The 12,720-nt window shown below is 39.5% G+C and carries 11 protein-coding genes and 1 pseudogene; 8 read left to right on the top strand and 4 right to left on the bottom strand.

What is annotated here, in order from left to right:
• Positions 1-11: 11 nt before the first annotated feature.
• Together JOC34_RS12270 and JOC34_RS12265 are read left to right on the top strand one after the other, a co-directional pair.
• A complete protein-coding gene (locus JOC34_RS12270; RefSeq protein WP_205137060.1) occupies positions 12-449 on the top strand; it encodes a PTS mannitol transporter subunit IIA in 438 nt (145 codons plus the stop codon).
• A complete protein-coding gene (locus tag JOC34_RS12265) occupies positions 450-1,610 on the top strand; it encodes a mannitol-1-phosphate 5-dehydrogenase (protein ID WP_205137059.1) in 1,161 nt (386 codons plus the stop codon). It abuts the gene before it with no gap.
• A gap of 249 nt (positions 1,611-1,859) precedes the next feature.
• Here the strand turns inward: JOC34_RS12265 and JOC34_RS12260 are convergent, their stop codons facing one another.
• On the bottom strand, positions 1,860-2,552 hold the full coding sequence (locus JOC34_RS12260) for a GNAT family N-acetyltransferase (RefSeq protein ID WP_205137058.1): 693 nt from the start codon (positions 2,550-2,552) through the stop codon (positions 1,860-1,862).
• A complete protein-coding gene (locus JOC34_RS12255) occupies positions 2,549-3,661 on the bottom strand; it encodes a mandelate racemase/muconate lactonizing enzyme family protein (RefSeq protein WP_205137057.1) in 1,113 nt (370 codons plus the stop codon). The genes JOC34_RS12260 and JOC34_RS12255 overlap by 4 nt, the downstream gene beginning before the upstream one ends.
• A 374-nt stretch (positions 3,662-4,035) precedes the next feature.
• On the opposite strand from JOC34_RS12255, the gene JOC34_RS12250 reads away from it, so the two are divergent.
• Both JOC34_RS12250 and JOC34_RS12245 read left to right on the top strand, forming a co-directional pair.
• Complete coding sequence (locus tag JOC34_RS12250; RefSeq protein ID WP_205137056.1) at positions 4,036-5,061, top strand: ABC transporter substrate-binding protein; 1,026 nt, start codon at positions 4,036-4,038, stop codon at positions 5,059-5,061.
• Positions 5,062-5,091: 30 nt separating this feature from the next.
• Positions 5,092-5,958: an ABC transporter permease gene (locus JOC34_RS12245; RefSeq protein WP_205137055.1), complete on the top strand. Its 867-nt coding sequence runs from the start codon at positions 5,092-5,094 to the stop codon at positions 5,956-5,958.
• 163 nt (positions 5,959-6,121) lie between these two features.
• Here JOC34_RS12245 and nhaC read toward each other — a convergent pair whose 3' ends face one another.
• A complete protein-coding gene (nhaC, locus tag JOC34_RS12240; protein ID WP_205137054.1) occupies positions 6,122-7,546 on the bottom strand; it encodes a Na+/H+ antiporter NhaC in 1,425 nt (474 codons plus the stop codon).
• A 266-nt stretch (positions 7,547-7,812) separates the two neighbouring features.
• On the opposite strand from nhaC, the gene murQ reads away from it, so the two are divergent.
• The 4 genes from murQ to JOC34_RS12220 all read left to right on the top strand — a co-directional run bounded on the left by murQ (position 7,813) and on the right by JOC34_RS12220 (position 12,422).
• Complete coding sequence (gene murQ / locus JOC34_RS12235; RefSeq protein ID WP_205137053.1) at positions 7,813-8,703, top strand: N-acetylmuramic acid 6-phosphate etherase; 891 nt, start codon at positions 7,813-7,815, stop codon at positions 8,701-8,703.
• A 16-nt stretch (positions 8,704-8,719) separates the two neighbouring features.
• Positions 8,720-10,099 (top strand): PTS transporter subunit EIIC, encoded by a 1,380-nt coding sequence (locus JOC34_RS12230; protein WP_205137052.1) that lies wholly within the window; start codon positions 8,720-8,722, stop codon positions 10,097-10,099.
• Between the two features lie 477 nt (positions 10,100-10,576).
• The gene (locus JOC34_RS12225) at positions 10,577-11,668 is read left to right on the top strand and encodes a DUF871 domain-containing protein (protein ID WP_205137051.1); all 1,092 of its coding nucleotides are present in this window, start codon (positions 10,577-10,579) and stop codon (positions 11,666-11,668) included.
• 40 nt (positions 11,669-11,708) lie between these two features.
• Entirely contained in the window at positions 11,709-12,422 is a 714-nt protein-coding gene (locus JOC34_RS12220) for a DUF998 domain-containing protein (protein WP_205137050.1), read from the top strand.
• 75 nt (positions 12,423-12,497) lie between these two features.
• Here the strand turns inward: JOC34_RS12220 and JOC34_RS12215 are convergent.
• Positions 12,498-12,695: pseudogene (locus JOC34_RS12215) on the bottom strand (alanine:cation symporter family protein); the annotation flags it as partial.
• Positions 12,696-12,720 lie beyond the last annotated feature (25 nt).

Genomic DNA, 12,720 nt, shown 5'->3' with positions numbered 1-12,720 from the left:
GTGCATGAATCATGGCAAAAGAAGTTTTAAGCATCGATAATATTAATTTAAATGTAGCATTAGGCAATAAAGAAGAGGCGATTCGTTATACAGGTGGTATCCTGGTAGATAACGGATATGTTGACGCGGACTATATTGAAAAAATGTTGGAAAGAGAAGAACTAACATCCACATTTATGGGGAACCAAGTTGCGATTCCACATGGCACAGAGGAAGCAAAAGGCTTAGTCAAAGAAACTGGACTTTCGGTTGTTACAGTACCTGAAGGCGTTGATTTTGGTGATGGAAATATCGTGAAAGTACTTATCGGTATTGCCGGAAAAGGTGACGAACATCTGGAAGTACTATCTAAAATAGCCATCGTCCTATCTGAGGAAGAAAACATCCAAAAAATATTGGATACAACTTCAAAAGAAGAAATCATCCGTATTTTCGATGAGGTGAACTAAATGCAAGCAGTACACTTTGGCGCAGGGAACATCGGCCGTGGTTTTATCGGTGCCCTGCTTTACCAGGCAAATTACCATACAACATTTGTGGATGTAAACGAGGCTGTGATTCAGGAATTGAATGAAAAACAGCAATACAATGTCGTACTTGCTGCGGAAAATAGTGAAACATTGACAGTGAAAAATGTTTCCGGCATCAATAGTGTGAACCATCCGGATCAGGTGATTGAAGCGATAGTGGGAGCAGACATTGTGACCGCCGCTGTTGGACCACATATTTTACCGATGATTGCTGAACTCATTGCAAAAGGACTGCAAGAACGCATGAAAAAGGGGCAGCAACCGCTGAATATCATCGCATGTGAAAACATGGTCGGTGGGAGCACGTTGTTAAAAGAAAAAGTAATGGAATACGTAGCAGAAGCAGAGCAACAAGCATTTAATGATGCGTTTGGATTCCCTGATGCTGCTGTTGATAGAATTGTTCCGAATCAAGTAAACGAGGACCCGCTGGAAGTATCGGTTGAACCATTCTATGAGTGGGTTGTTGATGAAACAGCGATCAAAGGCGAAAAGCCAGCAATTGATGGGATAACGTTTGTAAGAGATCTTACACCATATATCGAACGAAAACTGTTTACCGTTAATACAGGACATGCGACGGCGGCATATATCGGCCGTTACAAGGGGTATACAACGATTAAAGAAGCAATGGACGATGCCAGCGTACAGGAAATCATTAGAGGTGCGTTAAGTGAATCTGGCGAAGCGATTATCCAAACTTATCATTTTGATCGAGCAGTACACCAAACCTATATTAATAAGATTATTGAGCGTTTTAAAAACCCGTACATTTCTGATGAAGTAACAAGGGTCGGCCGTGGTCCCATTCGTAAGCTAGGGGCGCATGATCGGTTAATCCGACCAGCCACTGTCTATATGGATGTGACGGGCGAGCAGCCGGTTTACCTTGCAAAAGTAATTGCAACAGTATTAGCATATGAAAATGAACAGGATGAAGAAGCAGTCAAATTGCAGCAACTGATTAACGAACAAGGATACGAGAAAACATTGCAAACTGTTTCTGAACTGGGAGCAGATCATCCATTGATTAAGCTTGTGATGCAGGAAATGGAAGAGATTAAGGCATTACGTGGATAATATAGCATAATGTGAGCCCCTTTTGCTGAGAAGCAGGAGGGGCTTTTTTTTGCGTGATGCATGAGTGCGGGCTCGCGCGGTAGTAAGCTGAAGTCGCGCGTTAGTGGCCCGAACTCGCACGGTAGCGTCCTGAAGTCGCTCGTCAGCATCCCGAAGTCGCGCGTTAGCGCCCGAAGTCGCGCGTCAGCGTCCCGAGTCGCTCGTCAGTGGCCCGCACTCGCACATCAGCAGCCCAAAATTGGGAGACAGTCACCTTCCATACTTGATATACCATTTCCCATCACTTTTTTTAAGCCGGATGCCTCGGAAACCTGATTGAATCAATTTCTGTTGTTCTTTAATATCATCTTCTGGGACCAGCTGCATTTCATCATAGTCACTGTCCTTGTAGTTAACAGTTAAATCCTTCATAAATATATACCGCAGCACGCCTTCATATTTTTTCTTTAATCCGATGATTTGTAAGCCAAGTGAAAACTTATCTTTAATACTTGGAATATTGTTTGGCGAAACCGTTGCACAAACATAACGGAATTGCTGACGATCAATTTCGCGCATTAGTAATTTTCCCATATAATTTTGCAGGCCATTCCCACGATAATCCGGATCAACATTGGAAATTTCTGAGTAAATAACGTTAGGCAATTCCGCTTGAGAAAGACCAGCATCTATCCCGAGATGTTCTGCATCCAATTCGGGTATCAGCATCGCACGAAAGGCGATCATTTTTTCATCAACAAAGGCGCCAACCATGATTCCATTTCCGGTTAAAATGCGCGTAAATTCTGCCTCACTCAGTGGAGATAAAAATGCATCCGTATCCAGTGTCTGCTTCACCTTTGTTTGAAGCTGCATAATAATAGGCAAGTCTGCTATCGTTAAATGCGCTATTTGAATAACGCGTTCATCTCGCAGTGCACCCGTGGCAATTTGTTTTCTCATAAGCACACCCTCTCTTTTTTTATAGTTAGTTCATTCAGTGCAGCTTGGTCGATGTCTATTCCTAATCCAGGCTGCTCATTTAATCGAATAAACGGGAAATCATAATGCAGGTTCCCAATATCTTTGGAAAATTTAAGTGGACCAGTTAATTCGACACTTGTAATCACTTTTTTTGAAAAGGCGACATGAAACCCTGCAGCGGAACCGATCGATGACTCTACCATTGAACCGACCTGACAATCAATCCCAGCCATTTCAGCCATATGTGCAAGCTTCATCGCTGGATAAATACCACCACATTTCATCAGCTTAATATTTACCTTGTCTGCTGCGCGTTTCGCAATGATTTCTCGCATTTCCCGGAAACCACGCAAGCCTTCGTCGATCATCATTGGAACGGGTGACTTTGATTTTACCTCGACCATTCCGTCAATATCATCGGCGGAAACAGGTTGTTCCAACCAATCCAGTGAAACACCGTCTAACATGTTGAGCGCTTGTAGTGTCTGGGAACTGGATTGCCAGCCCTGATTCACATCCGCGCGAATAGCGATGTCTTCAGCGACATTGGCGCGAACCGCTTGAATCCGTTTAACATCTTCTAACATATTCGTTCCCACTTTCATTTTAAAAGAACGATACCCTTGTTTCACGCGGGTCGCGGCTTCCGCAGCCATATCCTCCGGTTTCCCGATGCTCAGTACATGTGTAATCGGGAATTCTTCATGATACCGTCCACCTAAAAGCGTATAAACAGGCACACCTAATGCTTTTCCAATGATGTCATAACAAGCAATATCGATGGCAGCCTTTGCTGTTGGAACGCCAAAAATTGCCTTGCTCATGACATCATGAATTCGCTCCATCTGCATTGGATCCTCACCTAGCAATTGGGCTGCAAGTGTTGATTTAAGTATGTGAAACGTGCTTGCTTGACTTTCGCCAGTGACATGTTCGTCAGCCACCCCTTCACCATACCCGATAATTCCCGTATCGGTTGTTATTTTAACAATAATAGATGGCATGGTATCTAATCGTGCATAACTGATGATAAATGGTTCGATAAGTGGTAAGTTAATCGCGGATATTTCAATTTCTGTTATTTTCATAGATAGAAGTTCCTTCCTGTAAGTAATTTTAATGAGCTGATTATCACTGAAATATTGCTCGTGCTTAAGCAAATATATTCCCGTATTTCCTAGTTTAATTCATAGCAGTCACATTCTTCTAACAATAAATGATCCAATATCTATTCTACCATAGCAAAAAAAGACATATTTGATAATGTTTTTCTCTAAGACAATACTGGGGCAGTAATTTATCCTAGTTTTTAATGGCTAAATTTAAATTCCATTGTTTAATAACAAATCAGTACTATCCAAATATTATATTTGTCAAATATATCAAAATAACTACAAATGTGGAAATTAATATTACTTAACCCAATTAAAATGATACACTTACTTTGGAAAGGAGAAAGAAAATGCGAAAAAAGTGGAGATATATTTGGTCTTTTATGTTAGTTATTTTAATTGGGTTAGGAATATACAGCAATGTGTCAGAGGATGAAATGAATGTTACAAATAAAGAACCGATTTCCATTGCTGATGGTGGATGGGATAGTATGCAAGTACATAATTTTATCGCAGCATTTATTATTGAAAATGGCTATGATTATCCTGTTAACTTTATAAACGGTTCTTCTATTGCGACATTTACAGGACTTACAACAGGTGAAATCGATGTTTATATGGAACTTTGGTACAACAACATGGAGGAACCATACTTGGAGGCGCTGGCTGCTGATGAGGTGGTCGAACTTTCAACAAATCTTGTAACCGATGATCAAGGATTCTTTGTACCAACATTTGTTATCGAAGGTGATCCAGAGAACGGAATTGAACCAATGGCACCTGATTTAGAAACAGTGGAGGATTTGAAAAAATATCCAGAGCTATTTACAGATCCCGAAGATCCGTCTAAAGGTATGATCATTGGTACGCAAAGTGGAACCGTTATTCATGATATTTTGGAGGAGAAAGTTAATACGTATGGTTTGAATGCGTATTATAATTATTTTACACCGGGGTCCGCAGGCGCGATCTCTGCATCGATTGAAAAAGCATTTATGAATTTTGAACCTTGGGTTGGTTATCAATGGTCACCAACATGGACCTTGAGTAAGTATGATATGACACGTCTTGAAGAACCAGCATATGATGAGGAGGTTTTTAATGAGAATTTTGGCACTGAATTTCCTGAAAACCCAGCGCTCATTGTAGCAAATAAAGAGTTAACAGAACGGGCACCAGAAATTACAGCGTTTTTAAGTAACTATGAAACTTCGAGTGCTTTAACAGGGGATGCACTGCTTTATATGCAGGATAATGAGGCAACGCCAGAGGAAGCGGCTTTATGGTTCTTAGAAAATAATGAAGCAGTATGGTCGGATTGGCTTCCAGAAGACATTGCTGAAAAAGTTAAAGCTGCATTAGCAGCATTGGACTAGTAGGTAAGAAAGAGAGGTGAAGGTTTACGTATGTTTGCATTTCCAGAGAAACTAACTTTCCATATAGGAAATTATATTGATATTATTGTCAGTTGGTTAACCGTTCATTGGACAGGACTTTTTGATGCGATTAAAACTGGACTCCTATGGGTATTTGTTAATTTGAATGATTTTCTCCTATGGGTTCCTTGGTGGTATTTTATTTTGGTCATTTTTCTACTCGCTTGCCAATATAAATCCATTTGGTCGGGTATTCTTTATAGTGCCTTTTTATTTTTAATCGGTATGTTTGGATTGTGGGAAGCGACGATGTATACATTAACCATTGTCATTGCAAGTATGGTTATTACCATCATTATTGGGTTACCCCTTGGGATTATCATGGCTTCTAGTAATCGACTTGAAACCGTTATGAAACCGTTGCTTGATGCGATGCAAACGATGCCGTCTTTTGTTTATCTTATTCCAGGAATCTTTTTCTTTGGTTTGGGACTTGTTCCAGGTGTGCTTTCTACGATTATTTATGCACTACCACCAATTATGCGTCTAACGAATTTGGCGATTCGTGGGGTTCCGCAAGAAGTAGTAGAGGCTGGTTTATCATTTGGTTCGTCGAAATGGCAGTTACTCAGGAAGGTACAGATTCCTCAAGCACTGCCAACAATCATGACTGGTGTGAACCAAACAACGATGATGGCACTTGCGATGGTTGTAGTTGCTTCCATGGTAGGCGTGGAAGGTCTTGGTTTGGAAGTATTATCGGCTTTAAATCGAATTGATGTGGCGCAAGGATTTGAAGCAGGTATTAGTATCGTATTTATCGCAATTATCATTGACCGGCTAACACTGGCTATTTCTGATAGAACGCAAAGTAAGACGAGAAAGGGGTATAATTAGTAGCATATACCAGAAATTCCTTCCAATTTGAAAGCAAGGCGAAGGCTAATCCCCTTTAAAATACAAAGTATCTAGTGGGATTAGCCTTGGTGTTGACCTTGATTTTCAACATATATCTGGCAGATAAGGTTTTAAAATTGTTCCTCCCTGTCAGTAATTTTAATTAGCCGATTGCTTCCTCTTCTGCTTGAGAAGCAAGTATTTCCATTTGTTCTGTTTTGGTTAATTTTACAATAGAAAATCCGGTGAAAGCGTAAATGATTGAAATAATGGGTACGATAAAATTTAATATCGCATAAGGTGCATAAGCAAATGCATTCACACCTAGTGTTGCTAAAATAAACACACCACATGTATTCCAAGGAACGAATACAGAGGTTAGGGTACCACCATCTTCCAGTGCACGTGATAGATTTTTCGAATGGAGACCTTTCTCGGTATATACTTTAGCAAACATGCGTGACGGAACAACGATGGATACATACTGCTCCGAACAAGTTGCATTGGTAAAAAAACAAGCAACAACGGTAGAAGCAACTAACGATCCAGTAGATTTGATAACTTTTAACAATTGGTTCATAATTGCTTGCAGCATACCAGAAAATTCTAGAATACCACCGAATGTCATGGCAACAATTGCCATGGAAACAGTGTACATCATCGAATCGAGTCCACCGCTGTTAAATAGTTCGGAAATCATCTCATTGGATGTTTCAATTTTGTAGCCACTTTGTAATGCTTCCATTGCGAATGTAATGGAGTCCCCTTGAATAAATGTTTGCGATAAAAATCCAAGTAATATCCCGACGAATAGCGCGGGTGCTGCGGGAACCTTTAACGCCACAAGCAAAATAACCGCAAGCGGGACAAGCAATAATACTGGTGAAATAACAAAATGCTCCTGTAAATCAGTGATCATTTTTGTTATATCTTCAGATACGAAACCTTTTGAACCAAAATCTTTACCCAAATAGGCAAAAACCCCAAGGGCGATCACTAACCCCGGAATGGTTGTATAGAACATATGCTTAATATGTACGAATAAGTCAGTGTTGGTTAAACCGGATGCTAGGTTTGTTGTGTCTGATAAAGGAGACATTTTATCACCAAAGTAAGCTCCAGATATAACAGCACCGGCGACCATTGCAGCAGGAATTCCCATACTCATCCCAATTCCCATGCCAGCTACCCCAATCGTGGCCATGGTTGCCCAGGAACTGCCAATGGCGAGTGATACAGCAGCACATATAATGGCAATCGTTACAAGAAAAAAGGATGGGGAGATGATCTTCAATCCATAATAAATCATTGTGGCGACTACTCCACCGCCGATCCACGCTCCAATCGTAAGCCCAACCAACATAATGATCACAATCGCAGGCAGTGCTAGTTTGATTCCTTTATACATCATTTCTTCAATTTCCTTCCAGTTAAATCCATGCTTCCATGCAACCAGTCCAGCTACAACAGTACCGACAATTAATGGAATATGTGGTTCCTGTTCAAAAACAACTACAGTTAAAATCATCACAACAACCATTACGACAAGTGGTAATAGTGCCCACCAAACATTGATCTCTCGCTTCATGTATGCAACTCCCAACCTGAATTATTTCAAATCACGAAATTTAATAATAAATTGAATAATTAAGGTAAGAATACAGTCGGTTTACGAAATTGTCAATTATCTACGGGGTGAAGTGATGGAGCAATATGAATCAACAAAAGAAGAAGTATTGAAAGGAAGAAAATAGTTTTTTTGCCTTTATTGAAATTAAATGTCGGTAAAATTGGTATATTTATTGACATTTAATTTCAACAGAGGTTAATATATATAGTGAAGGAGATGATGTTTTGTTGGAAAAATTAATGACGGAAACAAGAAATGAAAATACGATGGATCTGGATCAGATGCCAGTTTTAGATATTTTAAAAATGATGAATCAAGAAGATAAAGGTATGGTAGCAGCTATTGAGAAGGAATTACCCAAGATAGAAGAAGCAGTTAAGATGGCGATACACTCTTTTAAAAATAATGGGAGATTAATATATATAGGTGCTGGAACCAGTGGTAGATTGGGAGTTTTGGATGCTGTGGAATGTGTACCGACTTTTGGCTCTTCGCCGGATATGGTCCAAGGTATTATTGCCGGTGGAATGAAAGCGATTGCGAATGCCGTTGAAGGTGCTGAGGACAATACAGCATTGGGTGAATCAGACCTGAAAGAAATTAATGTAACGGAAAAGGATACCGTAATTGGTATCGCAGCAAGTGGTCGTACACCGTATGTGATTGGTGCATTACAATATGCAAATAGTCAGCGGGCGAATACGGTCAGCATTACGTGTAATACAAAGGCAAAAATGAGTGAATATGGACAAGTAGCTATTGAACTTAACACAGGATCTGAAGTACTGACTGGTTCAACAAGATTAAAGGCGGGATCAGCACAAAAAATTGTATTAAATATGATATCTACTACTGCAATGGTTGGTATTGGTAAAGTGTATCAGAATCTCATGGTGGACTTGAAGCCAACAAATTACAAATTAGAAGAAAGATCCAAGCGAATTATTATGGAAGCAACAAATGTAGATTATGACACTGCAAACGATTATTTCGAACAGGCGAATCATCATGTCAAAACAGCAATTGTGATGATTTTACTACAATGTCCTTACGAGGAAGCAGTAGTAAAGTTAGCAGAAGGAGATGGATTTGTAAGAAATGTTTTAGCAAAATAAAGGGGAGTGGTTTGACATGGCAAAAGAAAAAGAGATGGCTAAGGGGATTTTAGCTGAAGTAGGGGGAAAGGACAATCTGAAACGACTGACACATTGCATGACACGTTTAAGATTGTCTCTAAAAGATGATACGAAAGCAAATTATGATCAACTGAAGCAAATAGATGGTGTCATGGGTGTTGTTGCTGATGAAACATTGCAAATCGTAATTGGCCCTGGAACTGTCAATCGGGTAGCAGAAGAATTAAGCCAATTGACAGGGCTTGGTATAGGGGAAGAAGCAGAACCCGATGTGGGAGAACTTACCTTTGAAGAACAAGCGGAAATCAAGAAGGAAAATATAAAAAGAAAAAACAAAACGCTATTTAAAAACTTCCTTCGTCGTATAGGTAACATCTTTATTCCGTTAATTCCAGGACTTGTGGCTTCTGGGATCATAAATGGTGCTGCTAACTTTGCATTAAATGCTGGTGCGAATGATGAAGCAACCTGGATGAAAATTTTGCTTTTACTTGGAAGCGGTATCTTTACCTATTTGGCTATTTTAGTTGGTTGGAATACAGCAAAAGAATTCGGTGGAACGCCAGTACTTGGTGCCATCGCAGGGATGTTCTTGTTTAATCCAATGCTAGAGGATATTACGATTTACGGGGAAGTTTTAGTTGTTGGAAGAGGTGGTTTGTTTGGTGTTATATTTGCTGCTTGGTTAATGGCCTTTGTTGAAAAAAGGGTGAGAAAAGTAATACCTGCTGCAGTCGATATCATCTTTACACCTTTAATTACCGTGCTTTTTGTTGGTATCGTTTCCTTATATGCAGTGATACCAGTTGCAGGTGTTTTATCAGATGGCATTACACAGGGATTAACAACTTTAATTGATACTGGTGGAGTGATTGCTGGTGCACTATTAGCTGGCTTTTTCTTACCGTTGGTGATGGTTGGTTTACATCATGGTTTAACGCCAATTCATCTTGAATTGATTAACACATATGGCGGTACAGCCTTATTAACCATTTTAGCGATGGCGGGTGCAGGACAAGTTGGTGCGGCAGTTGCTATTTATGTGAAGACAAAAAATAAACGCTTAAAAAATATTATAAAAGGTAGTTTACCAGTAGGATTCTTAGGTATTGGTGAACCATTATTGTACGGGGTAACACTGCCTTTGGGCAGACCATTTATTACAGCAAGCCTTGGAGCCGCAATTGGCGGAGCGTTTCAAGCAGTGATGCAAACGGCAGCTGCAGGCATTGGTGTATCCGGTTTATCCTTAATTCCACTTATTACAGATGGTAAATATTTCAGTTACTTTATTGGTCTAGTAATTGCTTATGTATTTGGTTTTATATTCACTTATTTATTTGGATTTAAAGAAGAAATGGCGGATAATATTTAATAAGAAAATCAAGGGGTACCTTGTTCACCCCTTATATGCAAAGGTCTGTCCTCTAAAGATTGGGACTGCAGCCTGAGTTCGTCCTACCGAGAAGTTTGTTGTCTTTTCTATATAATGAATCTTAAAAGTAAGTATAAATTACAACATAATAAATTGAACGCTTATCTACGCTTCGGAAATACACTTCGCTTTCCGCTGGCTCGCGTTGAGCCTCCTCGCAAAGAACGCTACGGGGTCTCATCGTCTTCGCTGTTCCAGCAGGAGTCTTCGTGTATTTCCTACACTATTACTGCGCAAATAACGCCGTGAAGATAAAGTGTCTGATCCTTATTTGTAATGATTAAATGGGGCGCTGGGCAGTCGAATCCAGCGAGAAAAGCAACAGTTGAAAAAAATACGAAAACAGTCAAGCAACAAAAAATGGGGGATATTCCAATCTCCCATTTTCAATTTTAATATGGAAGGTGCGAGGTCATTATGTTGGGAATTTCAATCTATCTAGGAGATAAAAAGGTTTCTGATCAAGAAGCATATATAAGAAAAATGCATGAAAATGGTTTTCGTTCTATTTTTACATCACTTCATATACCTGAAGATGCTAATTCGAATGATGAAAAACAGCTAAAAGATCTTGGGAAGTTAGCTTCACAATTGAATATGGAGCTAATTGCAGATATTTCTCCTGCTTCTTTAGAAAAGCTTGGTATTAATTGGTCTCATACGGAACAACTGTTGAGTTGGGGACTAACGGGATTGCGTATTGATTATGGTGTACCGGAATCAACCATTGTAGCCCTCTCACATAAAATGAAAATCGCTTTAAATGCAAGCACAATTACACAGGAAGGATTACAACGTTTGAAAATTGCGGGATTAAATACAGACGCAGTCGAAGCCTGGCATAATTTTTATCCAAGGCCGGAAACAGGACTGGATATTCATGAATTCACTGATAAAAATAAATGGTTAAAAGAAGCTGGTTTGACCATTATGGCATTTATTCCTGGTGAAGGTGAATTGAGAGGACCACTTTATCAAAGCTTGCCAACAATTGAAAGCCATCGGCATATCTCACCATTTGCAGCATATATAGAACTTCAAAAGCAAGCACATGTTGATAAAGTTTTAATTGGTGACATGGCGATAAATGATGAAACCTTAGCACAGTTTAATGCGTATAAAGATCAGGAAGTTTTATTGCATGCAGTACCTCATAAAGAAGTTGGTCAAGAAATGTTAAATCGTATAGAGGGATTCCATAAAAATCGTCCCGATAGTGCTCGCGATTGTTTTCGATCTGTGGATTCGAGGAAAAACTCCGGTTTTAGGGGAGAAGAAATTTTGCCTTACCATTGCGTTGAAAGGTCTATTGGTTCCATAACGATCGATAATAAAGATTACTTACGGTATCAGGGGGAGATACAAATTACAAAAATAGATTTACCTGCAGATGAAAAGGTAAATGTAGTTGGCAGGATCGTATCTAAAGATCGGCCATTACTTCGATGGTTGAAAGGAGATCAGAAGATACAAATCCAGTGGGTTGAGGAAGGTTCAATCCAAGGGTAGCGTTGTGAAGGAATGGTTTAGATAGAGGGGAGATTGAAAAATGAGCACTTATTTCTGGATGTCAGCACTATCCATCATCGTACTCTGTGGAACCCTTCTTTTGCGAAACAAACGTGCAATGACCGCAAAAATTGGCTTTATATGCTGGATAGCCTTAAGTTTATACTTTGTTTTTGAGTATATTGTCATCAGGGCAACTACTTCCTACTATAGTATATTTGCACAACCTATGAGTGATCTCGGAGTAACTATATGTGGAAGGGAAACATACCCACTGGCACCTTATGAAATATGTTCACCGTATCATTTGTTGATGAATTGGACGTTTGCAATCACAGGCATTGTCATATTTGTTGGGGCCATTTCTTTACACCAATTTTGGCCGAATCAGAGACAAACTAGAATCGCCACGTTTTTACTTGTCATCTATGGACTTAGCTATACCATTTCTGGAATCTTTCCCGCCGATATAAATTTTCTTTGGCATACACTAGGTTCACTTCCGGGGATGGTTGTACAAATCCCAGCTTTAATGATGATTGGGTTTGCGATTCGTAAGCAAATGCCCAAATTAGCGCGCTGGACTTTCTTTTTTGTGTTACTTACAACAGCTGCTTTAATACTTTTATTTTTCCAGCTTATATTTACAGATTTCCCTGGTGGCCTGTTACAACGTGTCCTCTATGGATCTGTTTATTTATGGATGGTAATTACAGCGTTTGTTCTTTGGATGAAAAGCCTGATAATAGATTAGGTCTATCAATCTCATATGGATAAACACAAAAGACTTCTATGAATCGTCATAGAAGTCTTTTTTAGGTACGCTAATTTAACTGATTTTCTGTGCTCTCGTTACCGGATTTGCAAAGCAGTCATTCGTTTCCTTCACAACGACTTTGTATAAGAGAAGTAGGGCAATTAAATTCGGAATCATCATCAGTGCGTTAGCCATATCTGCAAAAGCCCAAAATGTAGTTAAACTGGTTATCGTTTCAATAGATGCGGCTGTCACATAAATAAATTGATAAACATAGAATTGGCTTTATCGTCAA

The organism is Virgibacillus halotolerans, assembly GCF_016908515.1.
GTDB lineage: Bacteria > Bacillota > Bacilli > Bacillales > Amphibacillaceae > Virgibacillus_M > Virgibacillus_M halotolerans.
The sequence above is the reverse complement of the archived record's forward strand: the minus strand, read 5'-3'. Positions and strand labels throughout refer to the sequence as shown.